Source organism: Staphylococcus sp. GDY8P131P, from assembly GCF_017891975.1.
Lineage (GTDB): Bacteria > Bacillota > Bacilli > Staphylococcales > Staphylococcaceae > Staphylococcus > Staphylococcus nepalensis.
Map to the genome: position 1 here is coordinate 317,912 of NZ_JAESKF010000002.1, position 24,444 is coordinate 342,355.

At 32.4% G+C, this 24,444-nt stretch carries 24 protein-coding genes; 23 read left to right on the top strand and 1 reads right to left on the bottom strand.

Going from position 1 to position 24,444, the window contains the following annotated elements; all coding sequences use genetic code 11:
- Window positions 1-35 precede the first annotated feature (35 nt).
- From KA894_RS02140 to KA894_RS02225, 18 genes are all read left to right on the top strand, one after another.
- Window positions 36-1,094, top strand: coding sequence for a M24 family metallopeptidase (locus KA894_RS02140; RefSeq protein ID WP_096809538.1), 1,059 nt, complete (start codon window positions 36-38; stop codon window positions 1,092-1,094).
- A gap of 27 nt (window positions 1,095-1,121) precedes the next feature.
- Window positions 1,122-1,679 carry an elongation factor P gene (gene efp, locus KA894_RS02145; protein WP_210133680.1) on the top strand — a complete coding sequence of 186 codons (558 nt, stop codon included), beginning with the start codon at window positions 1,122-1,124 and terminating at the stop codon, window positions 1,677-1,679.
- A 293-nt stretch (window positions 1,680-1,972) separates the two neighbouring features.
- Window positions 1,973-2,446: an acetyl-CoA carboxylase biotin carboxyl carrier protein gene (gene accB / locus KA894_RS02150; protein ID WP_096809545.1), complete on the top strand. Its 474-nt coding sequence runs from the start codon at window positions 1,973-1,975 to the stop codon at window positions 2,444-2,446.
- Window positions 2,446-3,804 (top strand): acetyl-CoA carboxylase biotin carboxylase subunit, encoded by a 1,359-nt coding sequence (gene accC, locus KA894_RS02155; protein ID WP_103373191.1) that lies wholly within the window; start codon window positions 2,446-2,448, stop codon window positions 3,802-3,804. Before accB ends, accC begins: the two co-directional genes overlap by 1 nt.
- 12 nt (window positions 3,805-3,816) lie before the next feature.
- A complete protein-coding gene (locus tag KA894_RS02160; protein ID WP_096809550.1) occupies window positions 3,817-4,179 on the top strand; it encodes an Asp23/Gls24 family envelope stress response protein in 363 nt (120 codons plus the stop codon).
- A 118-nt stretch (window positions 4,180-4,297) separates the two neighbouring features.
- The gene (gene nusB, locus KA894_RS02165; RefSeq protein ID WP_096809553.1) at window positions 4,298-4,684 is read left to right on the top strand and encodes a transcription antitermination factor NusB; all 387 of its coding nucleotides are present in this window, start codon (window positions 4,298-4,300) and stop codon (window positions 4,682-4,684) included.
- A 14-nt stretch (window positions 4,685-4,698) separates the two neighbouring features.
- A complete protein-coding gene (xseA, locus tag KA894_RS02170) occupies window positions 4,699-6,039 on the top strand; it encodes an exodeoxyribonuclease VII large subunit (RefSeq protein ID WP_096809556.1) in 1,341 nt (446 codons plus the stop codon).
- Window positions 6,029-6,271, top strand: coding sequence for an exodeoxyribonuclease VII small subunit (locus KA894_RS02175; protein ID WP_229719009.1), 243 nt, complete (start codon window positions 6,029-6,031; stop codon window positions 6,269-6,271). Before xseA ends, KA894_RS02175 begins: the two co-directional genes overlap by 11 nt.
- Window positions 6,261-7,142: a polyprenyl synthetase family protein gene (locus tag KA894_RS02180; RefSeq protein ID WP_096809562.1), complete on the top strand. Its 882-nt coding sequence runs from the start codon at window positions 6,261-6,263 to the stop codon at window positions 7,140-7,142. Before KA894_RS02175 ends, KA894_RS02180 begins: the two co-directional genes overlap by 11 nt.
- A 710-nt stretch (window positions 7,143-7,852) precedes the next feature.
- On the top strand, window positions 7,853-8,305 hold the full coding sequence (gene ahrC, locus KA894_RS02185; RefSeq protein WP_096809565.1) for a transcriptional regulator AhrC/ArgR: 453 nt from the start codon (window positions 7,853-7,855) through the stop codon (window positions 8,303-8,305).
- Between the two features lie 21 nt (window positions 8,306-8,326).
- Window positions 8,327-10,003, top strand: a complete 1,677-nt coding sequence (recN, locus tag KA894_RS02190; protein ID WP_096809569.1) for a DNA repair protein RecN — start codon at window positions 8,327-8,329, stop codon at window positions 10,001-10,003.
- A 77-nt stretch (window positions 10,004-10,080) separates the two neighbouring features.
- Window positions 10,081-10,977: a phosphate acyltransferase gene (locus KA894_RS02195; RefSeq protein WP_103373628.1), complete on the top strand. Its 897-nt coding sequence runs from the start codon at window positions 10,081-10,083 to the stop codon at window positions 10,975-10,977.
- 543 nt (window positions 10,978-11,520) lie between these two features.
- Window positions 11,521-12,942, top strand: a complete 1,422-nt coding sequence (lpdA, locus tag KA894_RS02200; protein ID WP_210133681.1) for a dihydrolipoyl dehydrogenase — start codon at window positions 11,521-11,523, stop codon at window positions 12,940-12,942.
- A 16-nt stretch (window positions 12,943-12,958) separates the two neighbouring features.
- Window positions 12,959-13,957 (top strand): thiamine pyrophosphate-dependent dehydrogenase E1 component subunit alpha, encoded by a 999-nt coding sequence (locus KA894_RS02205; protein ID WP_096809574.1) that lies wholly within the window; start codon window positions 12,959-12,961, stop codon window positions 13,955-13,957.
- Window positions 13,950-14,933, top strand: a complete 984-nt coding sequence (locus KA894_RS02210; RefSeq protein WP_103373552.1) for an alpha-ketoacid dehydrogenase subunit beta — start codon at window positions 13,950-13,952, stop codon at window positions 14,931-14,933. Before KA894_RS02205 ends, KA894_RS02210 begins: the two co-directional genes overlap by 8 nt.
- Before the next feature lie 12 nt (window positions 14,934-14,945).
- Complete coding sequence (locus tag KA894_RS02215; protein ID WP_096809579.1) at window positions 14,946-16,217, top strand: dihydrolipoamide acetyltransferase family protein; 1,272 nt, start codon at window positions 14,946-14,948, stop codon at window positions 16,215-16,217.
- A gap of 426 nt (window positions 16,218-16,643) precedes the next feature.
- Window positions 16,644-17,081 (top strand): bacilliredoxin BrxB, encoded by a 438-nt coding sequence (gene brxB, locus KA894_RS02220; protein ID WP_096809582.1) that lies wholly within the window; start codon window positions 16,644-16,646, stop codon window positions 17,079-17,081.
- Between the two features lie 11 nt (window positions 17,082-17,092).
- Entirely contained in the window at window positions 17,093-18,088 is a 996-nt protein-coding gene (locus tag KA894_RS02225; RefSeq protein WP_096809584.1) for an aromatic acid exporter family protein, read from the top strand.
- A 472-nt stretch (window positions 18,089-18,560) separates the two neighbouring features.
- Here the strand turns inward: KA894_RS02225 and prli42 are convergent, their stop codons facing one another.
- Window positions 18,561-18,659, bottom strand: a complete 99-nt coding sequence (gene prli42, locus KA894_RS02230) for a stressosome-associated protein Prli42 (protein ID WP_157772540.1) — start codon at window positions 18,657-18,659, stop codon at window positions 18,561-18,563.
- A gap of 196 nt (window positions 18,660-18,855) precedes the next feature.
- Between prli42 and KA894_RS02235 the strand changes: the two genes are divergently transcribed.
- The 5 genes from KA894_RS02235 to KA894_RS02255 all read left to right on the top strand — a co-directional run bounded on the left by KA894_RS02235 (window position 18,856) and on the right by KA894_RS02255 (window position 24,169).
- Entirely contained in the window at window positions 18,856-19,992 is a 1,137-nt protein-coding gene (locus tag KA894_RS02235) for a M20/M25/M40 family metallo-hydrolase (RefSeq protein WP_103373659.1), read from the top strand.
- Between the two features lie 68 nt (window positions 19,993-20,060).
- Complete coding sequence (gndA, locus tag KA894_RS02240; RefSeq protein ID WP_096809590.1) at window positions 20,061-21,470, top strand: NADP-dependent phosphogluconate dehydrogenase; 1,410 nt, start codon at window positions 20,061-20,063, stop codon at window positions 21,468-21,470.
- Between the two features lie 420 nt (window positions 21,471-21,890).
- Complete coding sequence (locus KA894_RS02245) at window positions 21,891-22,028, top strand: hypothetical protein (protein WP_157772541.1); 138 nt, start codon at window positions 21,891-21,893, stop codon at window positions 22,026-22,028.
- Window positions 22,009-22,173 (top strand): hypothetical protein, encoded by a 165-nt coding sequence (locus KA894_RS02250; protein WP_157772542.1) that lies wholly within the window; start codon window positions 22,009-22,011, stop codon window positions 22,171-22,173. The genes KA894_RS02245 and KA894_RS02250 overlap by 20 nt, the downstream gene beginning before the upstream one ends.
- Window positions 22,174-22,519: 346 nt before the next feature.
- Window positions 22,520-24,169: a glycoside hydrolase family 13 protein gene (locus KA894_RS02255; protein WP_210133682.1), complete on the top strand. Its 1,650-nt coding sequence runs from the start codon at window positions 22,520-22,522 to the stop codon at window positions 24,167-24,169.
- The last annotated feature ends 275 nt before the right edge of the window (window positions 24,170-24,444 follow it).

The window sequence follows — 24,444 nt, forward strand, 5'->3', positions numbered from 1 at the left end:
GAAATGTACAAATTTATTGAATAGGGGGATTAATATTGAATAGAATTGAAAAATTAAATGCTGCAATAGAGGCAAAACATTTAGAAGCGGTTATTGTGTTGTCAGACTACAACAGACGATTTTTATCTGGGTTTACAGGAACGAGTGGCGCACTTATCATCACAAAGGATGAAAAATTATTAATTACTGACTTTAGGTACATAGAACAAGCTACTACACAAGCACCTGATTTCAAAATTGTTAAACAACAAGGTCAACTTGTAGAATCTATTAAAACTACGCTAGAGAAATTAAATGTACAAAATGTTGGTTTTGAAGGTAATTTAGTCAGTTATGATACTTATTTACAATTGAGTAAATCTTATATAAGTTTAATCAGTATATCAGGTTTAATTGAAAAAATAAGAGAAGTTAAAGATAAAGATGAAATCGCATTTATTCAAAAAGCTGCTCAAATTGTTGACGAAGCTTATGAATATATCTTAACAGTTGCTAAAGCTGGTATGACAGAACTACAGTTAAAAGCTAAATTGGAAAGTAAAATGTTAGAACTAGGTTCAGAGGGGCCATCTTTTGACACTATTGTTGCTTCAGGGGTTCGCGGTGCACTTCCACATGGCGTAGCAAGCGATAAAGTAATTAACGAAGGTGAATTGATTACATTAGACTTTGGTGCTTATTACAAAGGTTATGCATCAGATATTACCCGTACCTTTGCTATAGGTGAACCAGAGCAACAATTAAAAGAAATTTATAATATTGTATTAGAAGCTAATTTAAAAGGAATAGAAGCTGCTAGAAAAGGGATAACTGGTAAAGCGTTAGACGCAGTTGTAAGAGACTATATCACTGAAAAGGGGTATGGTAATGCATTCGGGCATTCTTTAGGTCATGGTATCGGTTTAGATGTTCACGAAGGCCCTAATTTATCTAAAAAATCTGAAACAGCTTTAGAGATAAATAATTGTGTTACAATTGAACCCGGTATATATTTAGATGGTATTGGTGGCGTTCGCATAGAAGATGACATTTTAATCACTGAAAATGGTTGCGAACGCTTTACTAAATCGTCTAAAGACCTTATTATTTTATAGAAGACCTTATATTAAGGAGGAGACTGAATGATTTCGGTTAATGATTTTAAAACAGGTTTAACAATTTCTGTAGATAATGGCATCTGGAAAGTGTTAGATTTCCAACACGTAAAACCAGGTAAAGGTGCTGCCTTTGTACGTTCTAAACTACGTAATTTACGAACAGGTGCAATTCAAGAAAAAACATTCAGAGGCGGAGAAAAAGTTGAAACTGCAATGATTGAAAATCGTCGCATGCAATATTTATACGCTGATGGAGACACTCATGTTTTCATGGATAATCAAACATTTGATCAAATTGAACTACCTGCTGATTATTTAGAACATGAATTGAATTTCTTAAAAGCAAATATGGAAGTTCAAATTCAAAGCTATGAGAATGAAACTTTAGGTGTTGAATTACCTAAAACTGTAGAACTTACTGTAACAGAAACAGAACCAAGTATTAAAGGTGACACTGCTACAGGTGCTACTAAATCTGCTACTGTTGAAACGGGTTATACGTTAAATGTACCTTTATTCGTTAACGAAGGTGACACTTTAGTAATTAACACAAGTGATGGTAGTTATGTATCAAGAGCTTAATCTTTTTAACGTCATAAGTTTCTAAAAAATTTATGGTACTCAAAAGCCTTTCCACTCTATTTATTGGAAAGGCTTTTATTATTTAAGGATAACCATATTACATACGATATAAAATTAGAGGGGTTTTAAAAAGTAAAATAACTCAAAAATTTCGATGGCATTGAGATAAAAAATATTTTATACGGTTATAGCGCAACGAGTTATAATAGAAAGTGTGTATATGCTTGAATTGAACATTTTACTAAAGTAAAATAAACTAGGTAAATGAAAACAATCTGAAGGAGTCAGTATTTATGAATTTTAAAGAAATTAAAGAATTAATTGAAATTCTTGATCAATCTAGCTTAACTGAAATTAACATTGAAGATAAAGGGAACATCGTTAATTTAAAAAAAGAAAAAGAAACTGAAATCATTACGCCGCAAGTTTCACAACAACCAATGCAACAAGTAGCGCCGCAACAAGCCGTTACACCAATTCAATCAACAAGCGAAAGTTCTGAAGAAGGAAGCGCCGCACAAGAAAATGACAACTTAGAAACAATTAACGCGCCAATGGTTGGTACTTTCTACAAATCACCTTCACCAGAAGAAAGTCCATATGTTCAAGTAGGCGATGCAGTGTCTAACGAATCGACTGTTTGTATATTGGAAGCGATGAAACTATTTAACGAAATACAAGCTGAAGTCACAGGGGAAATTGCAGAAATACTAGTAGAAGACGGTCAAATGGTAGAGTATGGCCAACCGTTGTTCAAGGTGAAATAATGAATAAAATTTTAATTGCAAATAGAGGGGAAATTGCTGTAAGAATCATTCGTGCTTGTCATGATTTAGGTTTACAAACTGTGGCTATATATTCTGAGGGAGATAAAGATGCATTACATACTCAAATTGCTGATGAAGCATATTGCGTCGGCCCTACTCAATCTAAAGATTCTTATTTAAATATCCCTAATATTTTATCTATTGCAACTTCTACAGGTTGTGATGGCGTTCACCCAGGGTATGGCTTTTTAGCAGAGAACGGGGATTTTGCTGAACTTTGTGAAGCCTGTCAACTTAAGTTTATTGGACCAAGTTATGAGTCTATTCAAAAAATGGGAATCAAAGACGTTGCAAAAGAAGAAATGAAACGTGCTGAAGTTCCTGTTGTGCCTGGTAGTGAAGGTTTAGTCCAAGATATTAAAGAAGCCAAAAAAATTGCCAAAGATATTGGTTATCCAGTGATTATAAAGGCAACTGCTGGTGGCGGTGGTAAAGGTATACGTGTAGCACGTGATGAAAAAGAATTAGAAACAGGTTTCAAAATGACGCAACAAGAAGCTGAAACAGCATTTGGTAATGGTGGACTATACTTAGAAAAATTCATCGAAAACTTTAGACATATTGAAATACAAGTAATTGGAGATAGTTATGGTAATGTGATCCACTTAGGCGAACGTGATTGTACAATACAAAGACGTATGCAAAAACTTGTGGAAGAGTCCCCGTCTCCTATTTTAACTGATGCTAAAAGACAAGAAATGGGTAATGCAGCAGTAAGAGCTGCAAAAGCAGTAAACTATGAAAATGCTGGAACGATTGAATTTATCTATGACTTAAATTCTAATGAATTTTACTTTATGGAAATGAATACACGTATTCAAGTTGAGCATCCTGTAACTGAAATGGTAACTGGCATTGATTTGGTGAAATTACAATTAAAAGTGGCCATGGGTGAGAAGTTATCATTTACTCAAAAAGACATCCATATTCAAGGACATGCTATAGAGTTTAGAATTAATGCTGAAAACCCATATAAAAACTTTATGCCTTCTCCAGGAAAAATCACACAATATCTTGCCCCAGGTGGTTTTGGAGTAAGAATTGAGTCAGCATGTTATACTAATTACACAATACCACCATATTATGATTCTATGGTAGCCAAATTAATTGTGCACCAACCAACAAGAGATGAAGCAATTATGACTGGCTTACGAGCATTAGGAGAATACTTAGTATTAGGCATTGATACTACAATTCCATTCCATATTCGTCTTCTAAATAATGATATTTTCAGAAGTGGCGAATTTAATACTAATTTCTTAGAAACTTATAATATTATGGATGATCAAACTAAATAGGAGGTATGTGAAATGGTTAAAGTAGCAGAATCATCACATTCCAATTTAGGAAAAATAGAAATTGCGCCTGAGGTTTTGACTATTATTGCGAGTATAGCAACCTCTGAAATAAAAGGGCTAGAAGGACATTTTAAAGAAATTAAAAACTTAAGCGTGGAAAAGATTACTAAAAAACAATTATCGCGTGGTATTAAAGTAGATACAAAAGATGATGGGATTCATATAGACGTATATTGTTCACTATCTTATGGTGTTAATATCTCAGAAACTGCAAGAAAGATACAAACAACCATTTATAACTCTTTAACTACTATGACAACGATTGTTCCTAGCCAAATTAATGTCCACATTACACACATTGAATCTACAAATTAAATATATAATGCAAATTGACTTTAATGCAGTCATTGAAAAAGAACTAAGCTTTTAAATAACTTATGCTTTTCTTTTCTAAAATGAGTAATAAAGTAAACAATGCGAGAAGGAGTTTATAATGAGTCGAAAAGAATCAAGAACACAAGCCTTTCAAACTCTATTCCAACTAGAAATGAAAAATAGTGATTTAACCATAGATGAAGCGATTAGCTTTATCAAAGATGATAATCCCGATTTAGAATTTGATTTTATTAGCTGGTTAGTAACAGGTGTCAAAGATCATGAATCTGTATTAGATAATAAAATTGCGCCTCACCTTAAAGATTGGACGATTGACAGATTATTAAAATCTGATCGAATTATACTAAGAATGTCTACATTTGAATTGTTAAATAGTTCGACACCACAAAAAGTAATCATAAATGAGGCTGTTGAGTTGGCAAAACAATTTAGTGATGATGAACATTATAAATTTATTAATGGTGTATTAAGTAATATTGAATAAAAGAGTGATATAATATGTCAGATTATTTAAGTGTTTCGGCTTTAACAAAATATATCAAATATAAATTTGACCAAGACCCACATTTACAAACTGTACTACTTAAAGGTGAGCTTTCTAACTTTAAAAAGCACAGTAGTGGTCACCTTTATTTTAATGTTAAAGATAAAAATAGCGTTATTAGCGCGATGATGTTCAAAGGTAATGCCTCAAAAATAGATTTCGAACCAAAAGAAGGGGACGAAGTATTATTAGAGGCACGCGTTTCTGTGTATGAAAGACGTGGTAATTACCAGATTTATGTCAATAAAATGCATATTGATGGAATTGGTAATTTATATCAAAAATTAGAACAATTAAAAAAGAAATTAACTAAAGATGGCTATTTTGATTCAAACCATAAAAAGTTAATACCTAAGTTCCCCCAAAAAATCGCAGTATTAACTGCCGGTACAGGGGCTGCGATACGTGATATTCATACTACAATCAATAGTCGCTACCCTTTAGCAGAACAAATTCAAATTAACACCTTAGTACAAGGGGAACAGGCTAAAAACGATATAATTGAAAAAATAAAGCAAGCTGATGAATTAAATGTAGATACAATTATAATCGGACGTGGTGGCGGTTCTATTGAAGATTTATGGAATTTTAACGAAGAAGATGTGGTAAAAGCAATTTATGCTTGTGAGACGCCTATTATCTCAGCAGTAGGTCATGAAACAGATTTTACATTAAGTGATTTTGTGGCAGATGTGCGTGCAGCAACGCCTACTCAAGCCGCTGTTATGGCTACGCCAGATCAATATGAACTTAGACAATATCTCCAACAACTCAAGCTTTCGCTTACAAGGTTTATTAACCAACATATACAACAGCAAAGAAAGCATTTAGAACATGTTGCTTCTTACTACAAATTTAAAACACCAACTCTGTTATATGATCAACAAATTCAAAAGCGTGATGATTTAGAGAAACAGCTTAATTTAAATATAAATTTCAAAATCAATCAGCATAACCAACAATTACAGTTAATGAAACAGAACTTTAACTTAAAATACTTTAAGCAAAGTATCCACAGAGAACAAACAACGATTTCTCAAAAACAAATGGAACTTAATAAATTAATGAATCATTATATTACAAAACAAAAAAACAATTTAACTGCCAAACTAGAAAGCTTAAATAATCTGAGTCCAACAAATACAATGTTACGTGGTTACACTATTGTAAACAAGGAAGACAAAGTGATAACGAGCACTAATGATTTGGTTGAAAATGATAACATTGTGTTAACAATGAAAGACGGCATTGTTGATGCACAAGTTAAGAAAGTAAGGTGTAATGATGACCAATAACACGCAAAGTTTTGAAGAAATGATGAAAGAATTAGAAAATATAGTTCAAAAATTAGACAGTGAAAATGTTTCATTAGAAGAGTCTTTGAATTTATATCAACGCGGTATGACCTTATCTGCTAGTTGTGATGAAACATTAAAAAATGCTGAAAAAAAAGTGAATGAACTAATGTCAGAAGAAAGTACTGATAACGTTCAAGAAACGGATAAGGTAGAAGATAATGACGAATAATAAAATGAATCAATTAATCAAAGAAATCAATCAACTATTAGGACAAACGATTCCTCATTCCTCACTGGGTACAGATTTAGAAGACAGCATGCGATACTCATTAGAAGCCGGAGGTAAACGCATTAGACCGGTTTTACTATTATTAACATTGGATATGCTATCAACGGATTATAAACTTGGTTATACATCTGCACTCAGTTTAGAAATGATTCATACTTATTCATTGATTCATGATGATTTGCCACCAATGGATAATGATGATTATCGTAGAGGTAAACTTACAAATCATAAAGTTTATGGAGAATGGAAAGCCATTCTAGCTGGGGATGCATTACTTACTAAAGCTTTTGATGTTATTGTCAACGATGCAAATCTCAAAGATAGTGTGAAAATGAACCTTATTAAACGTTTATCTTTTGCCAGCGGCCATTTAGGTATGGTTGGTGGACAAACACTAGATATGCAAAGCGAAGGCTCTGCTATTGACCTAAATACTTTAGAGCACATTCACCATGCCAAAACAGGGGCGTTATTAAAATTTGCTGTAATGGCAGCAGTAGATATATCTGAACCTGAACAAAATGTTGCCGATTTATTAGAAACATATAGTGAACACCTTGGTTTAATGTTCCAAATCAAAGATGATTTATTAGATGTATATGGCGATGAAACAAAATTAGGAAAAGCCACAGGCAGTGATATCGAAAATGATAAAAGTACCTATGTATCATTATTAGGTCAAAGTGGTGCTGAAGAAAAGTTACAATCACATACTAAATCTGCGTATGAATGTTTAGAACATTTACCAAAACAATATGATACACGTAACCTTGAATACGTTATAGAATTGTTCAATAATAGAGAATCTTAAATATTTCATAAGCGCGTCATTTTTACTTTAGTTTAAAACATAACAACCAAAAGAAAAACAAATCATAGATAGGGCCAGGGATTAGAACCTAATTAACTCATTAGAATTTGTGATTGGAACAGTACTCGCATTTTCAAAAATTTTTCTGTTCCATTATACATGCTTTTGTTGGCTAGAAAAAAGTTAAGAACTAAAACTTTGTTTTAAGAAATTTAACTTTAGAAAAGTTTAAGATTAAAAGGCTACATTAGGTCAAACGCATGTGTAAGCACATTTTTATTTTTACAGCACTATCTATTACTTATAATACATTTTGTGGCCGAGACATTAATAACGTCTCGGCCACTCATTTTTGTTGAACACAAACTATTATACTCGTTGGTAATGCTAGCAATATAATGGCCAACTTTACTTTGCGATACCTTCAAAGGGTAAGTCAACCAATGCTAACAACAATCCTCTATGTATAAAAGGTTGTTTATACTTTGAAATTTATAAACATATAAATAAATATTCATAATTTGACAGATACCACTATACTTAGTACTTTCAAAAATGATGAATTTGCCACAATTATAAACTATTAATAATTGCTTATCACTCGGTATATCAATATGGCGTTGCGATTTTATAAAATTAACTTTAGTAGTAGTATCATCTTCCATGTGTTAAAATCATTGTATAAATATTCGTTTATAGAGGTGCTATACATGGCTAAAAAATCAGTAAGACATATAAAAATAAGAGAAATTATCTCAAATGAAAAAATAGAAACACAAGATGAATTAGTAAAACGTTTAAATGAATACGAATTAAACGTAACACAAGCGACGGTTTCAAGAGATATCAAGGAATTACAATTAATCAAAGTCCCCACACCGTCAGGACAATATGTTTATAGCTTGCCAAATGATAGAAAATATCATCCCTTAGAAAAACTTGGCCGTTATTTGATGGATTCTTTTGTGAATATTGATGGGACTAGTAATTTACTTGTACTTAAAACATTACCAGGTAATGCACAATCTATCGGAGCTATTTTAGATCAAATAGATTGGGACGAAGTCTTAGGTACAATCTGTGGTGACGATACTTGTTTAATCATATGTCGTGATGAATCTGCCAGTGAAAAGATTAAAACGCGTATCTTTAATTTATTATAAGTTTAAGGAAGTGATTAATACATGCTACAAACCTTATCTATTAAACAATTCGCAATTATTGATGAATTAGAAATACAATTTGGGCAAGGTCTGACTGTTTTAAGTGGTGAAACAGGCGCCGGTAAATCCATTATTATAGATGCAATTGGACAATTAATCGGCATGCGTGCTTCATCCAATTTTGTTAGACATGGAGAGAAAAAAGCAATCATTGAAGGAATCTTTGATATCGATGATAGCAAAGAAGCCATCTCGATTCTTCATGATTTATCTATTGATGTAGATGAAGACTTTTTATTAGTCAAAAGAGAAATTTTCAGCTCTGGTAAAAGTATTTGTAGAGTCAATAACCAAACAGTTACTTTACAAGACTTACGTAAAATTATGCAAGAATTGTTAGATATACATGGCCAACATGAAACGCAAACATTATTAAAACAAAAATATCATCTACAATTATTAGACAATTATGCAGAAAATACATATAAAGATTTACTCGATAAGTATGTGGTAACTTATGATAAGTATAAAGCTAAGAAAAAAGAATTAGAGGATTTAGAATCAGCTGATCAAGCTTTATTACAACGTTTGGACTTATTAAAATTTCAATACGAAGAATTGCAAGAAGCAAATTTACTTGAAGATGAAGTAACACAACTTGAAATTGATATCAAACGTATCCAAAACTCAGAAAGTTTGAGTTTAGCATTAAATAATGCACATGTTACATTAACTGATGAACATGCAATTACAGATCGTTTGTATGAATTAAGTAATCAATTGCAATCTATTAGCGAGATACTACCTGATAAATATGATCGTTTGAAAGAGGACGTAGACCAGTTTTATTATACGCTTGAAGACGCTAAACACCAATTATATGACGATTTAACCAACACAGAATTTGATGAACAATATTTAAATGAGTTAGAATCTAGGATGAATTTATTAAATAGTTTAAAACGTAAATATGGTAAAGACATTAATGAGCTCATCATTTATCAAGACAAAATGGCAGATGAAATTAATAAAATAGAAAATTACGAAGAAAGTACTGCGCAATTACGCCAAGAAATCGATGATTTATACCATAATGTTATCGAATTAGGCGAAAAACTATCAAAAGAAAGACGAAAGGTTGCACAATCATTGCGTAATCATATAGTAGACGAAATCCAGAATCTTCAAATGAAAGATGCTAATTTAGAAATCTCATTCAAAACATTAGATGTGCCAAATCGAGAAGGTATAGAGCTTGTTGAATTTTTAATCAGTCCAAATAAAGGTGAACCATTAAAAAGTTTAAATAAAATTGCCTCTGGTGGAGAACTTTCTAGAATTATGCTTGCATTAAAAACAATTTTTGTTAAAACAAGAGGACAAACAGCAATATTATTCGATGAGGTTGATTCTGGCGTCTCTGGCCAAGCCGCACAAAAAATGGCTGAAAAAATGAAAGGGTTAGCTAAACATATTCAAGTCATATGTATTTCTCATCTACCCCAAGTTGCTTCTATGAGCGATCATCATTTGTTTATTAGTAAAAATACAAGTGCAGATAGGACGACAACACAAGTCCAAGAATTGACAGGAGAAGAACGAATCGATGAAGTAGCAAGAATGATTTCTGGAGCAAGCGTGACTAAACTCACTAGACAAAATGCTAAAGAAATGATTGAGCAAAACCATAAATCATAAATAAGATATCGCTTTTATTTTGTTATTTTAGGGAAAAGACTGAGTAAGACAAATAATCAGTGAAGGGTGTCGATTTTATGCAGTACCAACATTTAATTGAACCGTCAAACACATTAACTGGAAATGTAGCTGTTTTATATGCAAATGACGAGAAAATGATTGCTGTTTTAGTAAAGGCGTTAATGATGACTGATATTGATATCTACATCTACGATACACAAGATACTACTGAAATCATACGTTCTTTTAACTTAGAGTCACAAATTTTAAATAGAATTCATACTTTTACGTTTTCAAGTGATTATCAATTATTGAAACAATGTTCAGAAGATTTATCTCGTGGAAAAATTTCAGTTTTAATGAAAGGCAATATGAAAGCTTCTTCACTCTTATCATTTATATTGAGTAATAAAAACTTTATAGATAATTATGGCTTTTTAAATCACCTCGTATGTTTCAATGTACCAAATTATCATAAAACATTAATGGTTAGTGACGTAGCTTACAATATTTCACCTACCATAGAAGAGAAAAAACAAATTATTAATAATTTAGTTCATTTTAGCAAAAAAATAGGGTACACCCACTTTAACATTGGTTTATTATCTTCAGTGGAATCCCCTCATAAAAAGATTCAATCCTCAGTGGATGCTGAAAAAATTAAACACATTTTTAATAGGGAAGCAAACGACTATTTAAATATTGATGGCCCCATTCTTTTTGATAATGCAATTAGCAAAAAGAATGCAATTCAAAAGAACATTAAATCTAATATTGCTGGAGATGTTGATGCGTTGATTGTCTCAAATACTGATGTTGGTAGTGTATTGTCTAAATCATTGGTTTATTTTAGTAATGCCAGTGTAGCAAGTTTATTACTTGGTGCAAAATTCCCAATCGTATTCACATCAAGAACTGAGAACAAACAAAATAAATTGGATTCTTTATTACTTGCTTTGAGAGCACAAAATTAAATTCAACTACTAAATTTATTTGAATTATTACACTAATATTAAGGTTATTAATTTTATAATGGCAAAATTTGATGTAAAATAGTAAAGGATATTAGTTAATAGATCAATTTCGAGTTTAAATTTTATATTATTCTAATTAATAGGTGCTGAGTTTTTCTATTAATTGAATTCTTATTGTAATCATTGTCGATAATCTTATAACATGGTAATCGATTAAAAGTATTGGTTTCTTCTAGTAATCATAAATTCAAGTGTGTATCGTTTTTTAATGATTTTAAAGTAAAGATACTGCAAACAAATCACTTTTAAAATTTAAAGGTGATTTCATTCGCATGTTTAAATAAATAACTTTGAAACAATATAGTTTACACAGTATGTGATTACCGTTTGAAATTTTGTTTGGCTAGTATATTTTAAACACTATATTTCTAGTTATCATCATATCATTTCAGGTAAACTAAATTTTAATCAATACAGCATACATAAACTTGTATAAATAGGATGCTTTAAGAAAAGGCTAATATGATAGTTAGGAGTCAAAACATGGCAGATGAAAAATATGATTTAGTAATTTTAGGTGGAGGAACAGCTGGATACGTATCAGCGATCAGGGCGTCTCAGCTAGGTAAAAAAGTGGCGTTAGTAGAAAAATCTATGTTAGGAGGCACATGCTTACATAAAGGATGTATACCAACAAAAGCGCTTTTGAAATCTGCTGATGTGTTGAGGACAGTAGCAAATTCAAGCGAATTTGGCGTCGATATAGATAATTTCAAATTGAATTTTTCGCAAATCCAAGCACGTAAAAATGAAGTGGTTCAACAAATGTTTAGCGGCGTTAAACAACTGATGGATCATAATAAAATAGATGTTTTTAATGGCGTTGGACGCATTTTAGGTCCTTCTATCTTTTCACCACAAAGCGGCACAGTTTCAGTAGAATACGAAGATGGAGAATCCGAGTTAATACCAAATAACAATGTACTTATTTGTACTGGATCTAAACCTATGTCATTACCATTTTTACCATTTGATGGAGACTTAGTGTTATCTAGTGACGATATATTAAAATTAGACGAATTGCCACAATCGCTTGCTATCATTGGTGGTGGGGTTATTGGTTTAGAGTTTGCATCTCTCATGGTAGATTTTGGTGTTCAGGTTTCAGTAATTGAAGCCGGTGAAACTATTTTACCGACTGAAAGCAAACTATTGGCTAAGTCTCTACAAAATGAATTAGAAAATAGAGGCGTGACATTTTACATAAATACACAATTAGCAGAAGCACAGTGTTCAGTAAACGAAAATAATATTGAATTAATACTCGGAGAAGATGTTCAAGTATATGACAAAGTATTAGTCGCAATTGGTCGTAAACCGAACACTACAGATATCGGGTTAAACAATACGAAAATTGAGTTGACCGACAAACAGCACATTGTTGTTAATGAATATCAACAAACAAAAGACAAACATATTTATGCTGCTGGTGATTGTATAGGTAAATTACAATTAGCTCATGTTGGTTCAAAAGAAGGGTTGACAGCTATTGAGCATATGTTTGATGTTTCGCCAATACCTATAGATTATAATAAAATGCCTAAATGTGTTTACACCCAGCCTGAAGTTGCAAGTATTGGTAAAAATAAAAATGAAGCGACTCATGAAGGTATAAAAGCAAAAACAGTTAAAGTGCCATTTAAAGCAATAGGGAAAGCAGTAATTGAAAATACCAAAAATCTAAATGGCTTTTGCGAAATCGTGATTGATCAAGAAAATGATACGGTATTAGGCCTCAATATGATCGGACCACATGTGACCGAACTTATTAATGAAATATCATTGTTCCAATTTATGAATGGTTCAACTTTAGAATTAGGTTTAACAACCCATGCACATCCTTCACTTTCAGAAGTGTTAATGGAACTAGGATTAAAAGTTGAAAACAAATCAATTCACGTTTAATTAAGGAGGATTCAAAATGTTTGATTATAAATCAGCAGGTCTTAGTAAATCTGAACTACAATCTATGTATAAGTGGATGGATTTAGGCCGAAAAATTGATGAACGCATGTGGTTATTAAACCGTGCAGGGAAAATCCCATTTGTTATAAGTTGTCAAGGACAAGAAGCAACACAAATTGGAATGGCTTTTGCAATGCAAGAGGGAGATATTTCATCACCCTATTATAGAGATCTCGCACTAGTAACATATTTAGGTATGACTCCGCTAGATTCAATGTTAGCCGCTTTTGGTAAACGTGATGATATTAGTTCTGGCGGAAAGCAAATGCCATCACATTTTAGTAAAAAAGAAAAAGGCATCTTATCTCAAGGTTCACCAGTAGCAACACAAATTTTACATGCGGTCGGTGCAGCTTTAGCACTCAAAATGGATAACAAACAAAACATCGCAATGACAACTGTAGGTGAAGGTAGTTCAAACCAAGGCGATTTCCATGAAGGATTAAACTTTGCCGGCGTACATAAATTACCTTTTATTTGTGTCATAGAAAATAATAAATATGCTATTTCTGTACCTGATTCATTACAATATGGTGCAGAAAAATTATCAGATCGTGCGTTAGGATATGGTATTCATGGTGAGCAAGTAGATGGTAACGATCCGATTGCTGTTTACAAAATAATGAAAGAAGCGCGTGAGCGTGCATTAAACGGTGGCGGCTCAACTTTAATTGAAGCGATGTGTACAAGGATGACAGCACATTCGTCTGATGATGACGATACATATCGTCCACAAGAAGAACGAGACGCGTTAAAATCATTAGATTGTAACCTTAAATTTAAAGCATTTCTATTAGAAGAAGACATTATCGATGAACAATGGTTAGAGGAAGTAGAGAAAGAACATAAAGAGATTATAAATCAAGCGACAAAAGAAGCTGAAAAAGCACCTTATCCATCACCAGAAGAAACTTATACACATGTTTACGAAGAAGGGAGCTTAAATAATGGCTAAAATATCTTATTTAGAAGCTATCCAACAAGGCTTAGATCAAGCAATGGAAAAAGATGACAACGTATTTGTATTAGGAGAAGATGTTGGTAAAAAAGGAGGCGTCTTCGGTGTAACGTTGGGATTACAGGAAAAATATGGCATCGCACGTGTATTAGACACGCCCTTAGCCGAATCTAATATTGTAGGGACTGGCATCGGTGCAGCAATGATGGGAAAACGACCAGTTGCTGAAATACAATTTGCAGAATACATTTTACCTGCTACAAACCAAATTATGAGTGAAGCGGCAAAAATGAGATACCGTTCAAATAATGATTGGCATTGTCCTATAACAATCCGTGCTCCTTTTGGCGGGGGTATACATGGAGCGTTATACCATTCACAAAGTGTGGAGTCTATTTTTTCATCTACGCCAGGTTTATCTATTGTTATCCCTTCTTCGCCATACGATGCAAAAGGGTTACTGCTCTCATCTATTGAGTCTAACGATCCCGTTTTATATTTTGAACATAAAAAAGCTTACCGCTTATTAAAAGAAGAAGTGCCAGATTCATACTATACTGTGCCGATTGGTAAAGCGGATGTAAAACGTGAAGGTGAGGATATTACAGTATTTACATATGGTCTATGTGTAAATTACTGTATACAGGCTGCTGATATGTTAGAAGAAGAAGGTATTAATGTAGAGGTAGTTGATTTACGTACGGTATATCCTTTAGATAAAAAAACAATCATTGAAAGAGCAAAAATGACAGGGAAAATATTATTAGTCACTGAAGACAACCTAGAAGGTAGCGTTATTTCTGAAGTTGCTGCTATTATTTCCGAAAACTGTTTATTTGACCTCGACGCGCCTATCATGAGATTAGCTGGACCTGATGTGCCATCAATGCCGTTTGCGCCGACGCTTGAAGATGAGTTTATGATGAATCCAGAAAAAATAAAAACGAAAATGCGTGAACTCGCAGAATTTTAAGGAGGCACAATCATGGAAATTAAAATGCCTAAACTCGGCGAAAGTGTACATGAAGGAACAATAGAACAATGGCTGGTTTCTGTAGGCGATAAAATCGAGGAATATGATCCTCTTTGTGAAGTGATTACTGATAAAGTAACAGCTGAAGTACCTTCTTCTTATGCAGGGACAGTTCGCGAAATCATTGTTGAAGAAGGTACTACTGTTGAAGTTGGAGAAGTTATTTGCTACTTAGAGACAGAAGAAACAGTATCGAACGATAGCGATCAGACCCACCCAAAAACTGAAACTGAAGTGAAATCAACACAAAATGATAAAAATACAAAGGGTCAAGCGCATAATAATACAAGTTTATCAGAAAGCGAACCTAAAAATAACGGTAGGTTTTCACCTGTAGTATTTAAACTGGCTTCTGAACACCAAATAGATCTTTCCCAAGTTACGGGTACTGGCTTTGAAGGTAGAGTAACTAAAAAAGATATTGAAAATGTCATTAAAGAAGGAACTCATAAAATAGGTTCTGAAATCATTGCACCTAAAGATTCTCCTAAAGTAAGTAAGCAAGTTCAATATAATGAACCTTCTCCAGGTTCAGCTATACCAGTTAATGGTGTACGTAAGCAAATAGCAGAAAATATGGTGCACAGTGTCAATGAAATTCCACATGCATGGATGATGGTCGAAGCTGACGCTACGAATCTTGTTAAAACGAGAGATTACCATAAAAACAGTTTCAAAGAAAACGAAGGTTACAACTTAACTTATTTTGCATTCTTTGTTAAAGCTGTAGCTGAAGGGCTAAAAGCATATCCGCTTCTAAATAGTAGCTGGCAAGACTCTGAAATAGTGATGCATAAAGATGTTAATATATCAATTGCCGTAGCTGATGAAGAGAAACTATATGTACCAGTTATTCAAAATGCGGATGAAAAATCACTTAAAGGTATAGCGAGAGAAATAAATGATTTAGCTCAAAAAGCACGTAACAAAAAGTTAAGAACAGAAGATATGCAAGGTGGCACATTCACAGTGAATAACACCGGAACATTTGGTTCAGTGTCATCGATGGGCATCATTAACCACCCTGAAGCAGCTATTTTACAAATTGAGTCTATTGTTAAAAAACCCGTAGTCATTGAGGATATGATAGCAATTAGACATATGGTTAATTTATGTATTTCGATTGATCACCGTATTTTAGATGGCTTACAAGCAGGAAGATTTATGAACTTTGTAAAAACAAGAATTGAGCAATACTCTATTGAAAATACAAGTATATACTAAGATTGTTATTGCATTATTTATCAAATGCTCAATGTTTTTAAAATTAGAGCGATGTATTTCATATTTATATTATGTTTGTGTGGAATACCATTTCGTCCTCTCAGCTAAACATCAAAACGCTTGATATAAATGTATTTTGGTACCAGTTACCGGCTAACAATTTTATACCATGATGCAGCTCTGACATTGCTTTGTCATAAGTATTTGTTAAAGATGTCATTAAAAAGAAGTAAGCCTTTGAAATCAAAAGTGTTCATTTTGGTTTCTAGTTTACTTCTTTTATTTTATATTTTAAGTATTTATTTCAATGTCTTTAACGTTTCCATGGAGTTTGTCATGCCTTACACATTGAACGCACATGTTGAACTATTGTTTAGATATTAGTAGAATGAAGTTAATAAATTGATAATGAAAGGTGATTTGAAAATGGATTTAAATTTTGATTTATATATGAATGACGTAGTAAGCCAAGCTAGAAATGAAATAGAAGAGGCTGGATATGAGCAATTAACAACTGCAGAAGAAGTAGATAAAGTATTAAATCAAGATGGGACTTCACTCGTTATGGTGAATTCAGTTTGTGGTTGCGCAGGTGGCATCGCAAGACCAGCAGCAACACATGCCTTACATTATGATGTATTACCAGATAGACTTGTTACAGTTTTTGCTGGGCAAGATAAAGAGGCAACGCAACAAGCAAGAGATTATTTTAAAGGTTATGCGCCATCTAGTCCATCATTTGCGTTAATAAAAAATGGTGAAATTACTGAGATGATAGAACGTCACCAAATCGAAGGTCATGATGTCATGGATGTCATCACTCAATTACAAAACTTATTTGAAGCATATTGTGATGAAAGATAGAGGATAAATCGATGTCGCGGTTAAATCCATATCGAATCGGATTTAGAACAATTAAAACAGCTATCGGCATGGCACTGGGGATTATTATCGCTAAATTCATAGGTTTAGATAATTTTGCTTCTAGTGCCATTTTAGTTGTGCTTTGTATTAAGCACACGAAAGTACACTCTCTACAAGCAATTGTATCTCGGTTTGTCTCATGTTTATTAATCTTAATTATAGGATCTTTCGTTTTTAGTTACTTAGGTCAAAGTGCCATTGTACTCGGACTCATCGTACTTCTGTTTATACCACTCACTGTAGTTTTCAAAGTACAAGAAGGAGTGGTAACAAGTTGCGTTATCCTACTTCACGTGTTTAACGCAAATACCATCGATATACACTTATTTATAAATGAAGTTTTACTGTTAATTGTAGGTCTTGGTATTGCTTTTATAATGAACTTAATCATGCCTAGCTTAGATTTTAAATTAAAGCAATATAAAGACGAAATAGAAAGTCAATTTATAGTTATATTTGAAAGATTCAGCGCTACGTGTAAAGACCCAAAGCAAACTTTAAATATTTCTTTTAATCAATTACAACTCACAATTCAAAAAGCAAAATCAATAGCCTTTAGAGATGTTAAAAACCATTTTGTTCGTAACGAAAATTCTTATTACCACTATTTTGATATGAGAGAAGAACAACTAGAATTATTAGAAAGAATGGCTAAAATGATTAATCATATTGAAACGCAAGATGCAATTTTGTCAAAAATATGTGGCTTATTTTCTGAAGTTGCTACAAATGTAAATAGTAATGATTATACAGTGTTAAGATTGCATTCTTTATATGAAATAAGAATAGAACTAAATCAATTAGATTTACCAAAATCACATGCTTCTTTTAGAACGAGAGCGAATATGATGCAATTGTTAAATGAATTGGAAAAATATTTAGAAGTCAAATCACAATTTGGTTCTTTAAAACTGCACAAAAATAAAAAACTACCAAACCTTTCATAAAATAATAAAAAGCGAAACATATACAAATTGATCACCTTAACTTGTATAGTGAGAAAGCATAAAAATCTATCTTTTTAAAGATTTTGTATAGCTCTGGCAAGTATAATTAGAAAAGGTGCAAACGTTGAAATTTTTTTACAAGCAATCTGAAGAGACCTATCTGGGTCTCTTTTTTATATAAAGGAATCAATAGGGGTATATGACATGTGAACTCAAGTTTATACTTAATTGCTAACCAACTTTATAATCGTATTACAACGCTCATAACTTATATCCATAGACGCATTTTGATTCTAGGTATTCTCCTCATCAATATTATAGATAAACGTATGATATTGACGTTGCAAGTTTTTTAGCTAGTTTTTAAAATTAGATTAAAAAAAATATCATTTAACGATGGCATCAATAACACCTAAACCGTTAAATGATATTTTAACAAAATCTGTTTTTTAATCAGTTCAAATTTTTTATTTTAACTTGTTAAAGGAACAATACTTGTTAATATTAATGCAAGTACTACGGCCACTAACATTATTACAATAATAACTCTTAATACTTTGTTGTTATTCAAAGTTTATTCCTCCAAATCTTATATAAGCATTTCACTTTTTCAAATTAAATCATTCTCTTGATTACAATAATACATCACTTTCACTGCATTATTATATCATAATACGCGTTATACGTATAAACATATTAGTTTTTCTTAACTTTGTATTTATGTAAACTAATATAAGTAATCACGATGTAGAAAAGGGGATTTAATAATGATAAATAAACAACGTCTTTTAGATACGTTTTTAGAATTAGTGAAAATCGACTCAGAAAGCGGTAATGAGCAACCAATTCAAAGCTATCTCAAAGCTATCTTAGAAATGTATAATATAGAAATGGTTGAAGATAACGCAAGTAGTGAGACTGATTTAGGGGCAAATAATTTAATATGTACATTAAAAGCTACGCCCAATTTAGCCTCTCTCGACAAAATATATTTTACAAGCCATATGGACACCGTAGTGCCTGGTCAAAGCGTCAATCCAACAGTGAAAGACGATGGATACATATATTCGGATGGATCCACCATATTAGGTGCAGACGATAAAGCAGGATTAGCTGCAATTTTAGAATTTATTCGCGTTCTTTCTGAAAAGAATATACCTCATGGTCAAATACAATTTATTTTAACTGTAGGCGAAGAAATTGGTTTAAAAGGTGCTAAATTTCTCGATCAATCATTACTAGATTCAGATTACGGTTACGCAATAGATGCAAGCGTACCTGTAGGCACAACTGTTATCGGTGCACCGACTCAAATGAAAATAAATACAACAATATATGGTAAAACCGCGCATGCAAGCACGCCTACTAAAGGGATAAGTGCTATCAACATTGCTGCTAAAGCTGTTAGCGAAATGAATTTAGGCCAAATTGATACTTATACTACGGCGAATATTGGTCGCTTTGAAGGAGGTTCAGCAACCAATATAGTAGCTGATAAAGTAACTCTGAACGCAGAAGCACGTTCCCATTCAGAAGAAAGTATCATCAAGCAAGTCAATCACATGAAATCTGTATTCGAAACGATAGCTAAGAAATACGATGGCCATGCAGAAGTAGATATAACGAAAAGTTATCCTGGGTTTAAATTGTCTGATGACTCAAAAGTAACTACTGTGGCAAAAGCTAGTGCCTCTTCTCTAGGATTAGAAGCCAATACTGTTATCGCAGGCGGAGGGTCAGATGGTAATATAATAAACGAACTTGGTATACCAACTGTTATTTTAGGTGTGGGCTATGAAAATATTCATACAACAGAAGAAAGAATCTCGGTTCAATCTTTAAACTTACTGGCCGAACAACTTTTAAGTATTAATCATGTATTAAATTTGCAGACTATAAACTGATTAAGTGAATACTTAGTTACCTTTGTGATACAATATACTAGAAAACTTTAATAAGAGAGGTTAGTTAAATGACACAACAAATTGGTGTAGTAGGTTTAGCCGTAATGGGTAAAAACCTTGCTTGGAATATTGAATCACGTGGATATAGCGTTTCAGTTTTTAACCGTTCTTCTGAAAAAACAGACGAAATGGTCAAAGAATCTGAAGGAAAAAATATACATCCAACATATTCAATGGAAGAATTCGTAAATTCTTTAGAAAAACCCCGTAAGATTTTATTAATGGTAAAAGCAGGCGCTGCTACTGATGCAACGATTGATACATTGTTACCGTTATTAGATGATGATGATATCTTAATCGATGGTGGTAATACAAATTATCAAGATACAATTAGACGTAATAAAGCACTTGCTGAAAGTGGCGTTAATTTCATTGGTATGGGTGTATCTGGCGGTGAAGTTGGTGCATTAACAGGACCTTCACTTATGCCTGGTGGACAAAAAGACGCATTTGATAAAGTCAGTCATATCTTAGAAGCAATTTCAGCAAAAGCAAAAGACGGCGCACCATGTGTAGCTTATATTGGACCTAATGGCGCTGGTCATTATGTTAAAATGGTTCATAATGGCATAGAATACGCTGATATGCAATTAATTGCTGAAAGTTATGCAATGATGAAAGATTTACTAGGTATGTCTCACGAAGATATAGCGCAAACATTTAAAGATTGGAATGCTGGTGAATTATCAAGTTACTTAATTGAGATTACTGGTGACATTTTCAATAAATTAGATGATGAAACTGATGGACCTTTAGTTGAACAAATCTTAGATACTGCTGGTCAAAAAGGTACAGGTAAATGGACATCTATCAACGCATTAGAATTAGGTATTCCATTGACTATTATTACTGAATCTGTATTTGCTCGTTTTATCTCTTCAATTAAAGAAGAACGTATAAATGCTTCAAAACAATTAAATGGCCCAAATGCTAAATTTGAAGGAAACAAAGAAGCATTTCTAGAAAAAATTCGCAAAGCGCTTTACATGAGTAAAATATGTTCTTATGCACAAGGTTTTGCTCAAATGAGAAAAGCAAGTGAAGACAACGAATGGGAACTTCAACTTGGTGAATTAGCTATGATTTGGCGCGAAGGTTGCATTATCCGTGCACAATTTTTACAAAAAATAAAAGAAGCATATGATAATGATAAAGATTTACAAAATTTATTATTAGATCCTTATTTCAAAGATATTGTAACGAATTATCAAGATGCTTTACGTGATGTAGTAGCAACAGGTGTACAAAATGGCGTCCCTACGCCAGGTTTCTCTGCAAGCATTAACTATTATGATAGTTACCGTTCAGAAAACTTACCTGCTAACTTAATCCAAGCACAACGTGATTATTTTGGTGCGCATACTTATGAACGTAAAGATCGTTCTGGCATATTCCATACACAATGGATTGAAGACTAGATTACGTATATAATTGACGATTTAAGCAAAGCATAGCGCTTGGGATATAAATACCCATGTTCAAAATAAGAGGGCCAACCCGTAATATCGGGTTGGCTCTCTTTATATTTAAAACCTTATGTTTTTAAATATAATACGGCTCAATTCTCACTAACAATGTAAATGTCAATCTTAACTCCTATGAATGATAGAATACGATTTGTAAACAAAATGAAAATAGAATATATTTTTTAACATATTACTTGTTATCAATAACAATAAATATACAACTTTACCTCCAACACAATACAGGTTAGTAACATTGATTTTTATGCAAACGATTGCATATATCTTTTGACTTTTATTTACTTATTCATTACGCTAATCATGCAACTAAATAATAATTTAGCCCTCAGTAGCAGAGATGAAGAAGTTAAATATATGATTTTTCATCATTCAGTGGACGAATTTATTTTATTATATCCTATAGAACTTGATAAAAGCACTAATTTATTAAAATTACATAAAGCACCTTATGCAGTAATGGGTAAATCTTTAGATGATAATGATGACTTCTGAATCATTAACTAACTACCTTATACAACAAAATCATACACGTTTATTGTTTTTAGCTGAAAAAGATAAATATCAAGTTGTTAAAGATATAATCTGCGGTTTGCAAAACATATTTCAATTTAATGAAGTTACAGCGATATTAAATTGATTGATATAGATATAGGGCGAATAAAAACTATTTGAATACCTTAATATCAATACATAAATTGCCAACTGGTATAATTATATCTGGTACTATGTTAAATCATCTTCTACTTAGTATTTAAACATTAAAATTACAGATGATATACATACTAATACTATTAGCAAATATTATATAACAAGATTTGCGACATCTCCTTAAATAACGGTAGAGATATTTTCAAAATCTTTGAGAGAACGTGCTAGATTAAAATTAGTAGCATTGATTAAAAATCCAAAAATAAAGAAACAAAATATTGAAATAGTTACGAAAATTAATAAACTTAAATCCATACATATAAAGGAGCATCTATATGATTAAACAATGGTGGAAAGAAGCTGTTGCTTACCAAGTTTATCCACGAAGTTTTAAAGATACAAATAATGATGGTATTGGTGATTTAACAGGTGTTATAGAAAAATTAGATTATCTTTATGATTTAGGCATTGATGTGATTTGGCTTAGTCCAATGTATAAATCCCCTAATGATGACAATGGTTATGATATTAGTGATTATAAAGATATTATGGATGAATTTGGAACGATGTCAGATTTCAACCAACTGTTAGAAGCAGTGCACCAAAGAGACATGAAATTAATTTTAGATTTAGTAGTTAATCATACGTCAGATGAACATCCATGGTTTATAGAATCAAAATCTAGTATAGATAATCCTAAAAGAGACTGGTATATATGGAAAGATCCAAAACCAGATGGCTCTGAACCAAATAATTGGGAAAGTATATTTAATGGTTCTACATGGGAGTTTGATGAACATACTGGTCAATATTATTTTCATTTATTTAGTAAAAAACAACCAGACTTAAATTGGGCAAATGACGAAGTAAGAAATGCAATTTTTAATATGATGAACTGGTGGTTTGAAAAAGGCATCGATGGTTTTAGAATAGACGCTATTACTCATATTAAGAAAACATTTGAAGCAGGTGATTTAAATGTGCCTGAAGGTAAAACTTATGCACCAGCATTTGAAGTTGATATGAACCAGCCGGGCATTCAAACTTGGCTACAAGAGATGAAAGCTAAGTCGTTGAGTAAATACGATATTATGACTGTAGGAGAAGCAAATGGTGTGAGCCCTGATGATGCTGAGCTATGGGTTGGTGAACAAATCGGAAAATTTAATATGATCTTTCAATTTGAACATTTAGGTTTATGGAATTCTGGCGATATCAAATTTGACGTAAATGCTTATAAAAAAGTGCTGAATCATTGGCAGAAAAAACTTGAAAATGTTGGATGGAACGCATTATTTATAGAAAACCATGACCAACCTCGTCGTGTATCAACTTGGGGAGACGATACATATTATTGGTTTGAGTCAGCTACAAGTCATGCTATTGTTTACTTTTTACAACAAGGGACACCGTTTATCTATCAAGGGCAAGAAATCGGTATGACAAATTACCCATTTAAAGATATTGAGACCTTTAATGACGTAGCCGTAGTAAACGAATATAAAATCGTCAAAAAACAAGGTGGAGATGTTACAAAACTATTAGATAAACACAAGGTGGAAAATAGGGATAATTCACGTACACCGATGCAATGGGACGATTCTGATTTTGCAGGGTTCTCCCAAGTAGAACCTTGGTTCCCAGTCAATCCAAACTATAAAACAATTAATGTTGCACAACAACAAGATGACCCAGATTCAATTTTAAACTTTTATAAGTCATTAATTAACTTGAAAAAATCTCATGACATTTTTTCTTACGGTATATTTAATTTAGTAGATCCAGACAACAGTCAAATATTTGCTTATACAAGAGAATTGGGTAACCAAATGGTTTTGGTAGTTGGTAATTTAACAGATAAAAAAGCAACACTTAATTATCCAATCAATTTCAAACAAGAAAATATATTATTACACAATTATAAGCATAGCTTCCCAGATGTTGAAAACATTCAACCATACGAATCGTTTGTGATTAGAATATAAGTGAATTTAGTGAATTTGCTCAATAAACAAATTAAAAAACGGACAGATCATAAAAAATAAAACGCATCTTCATTTTATTAGAAGAAAAAATTTCTAATTTTGGATCTGAATACTTATCTTAGTATTATAGTTCAAGCTGCAGTATCTCACTCTTAATATCCTACTTAAGCAATCAGTATGTTAAAAACCACAATGATTTCAATGTAAACAAAAAAAAGACAAGAGCTAGGGCTCTTGTCTCAAACTGTCGACAAAGTCTCCAATTTTGTTGGCAG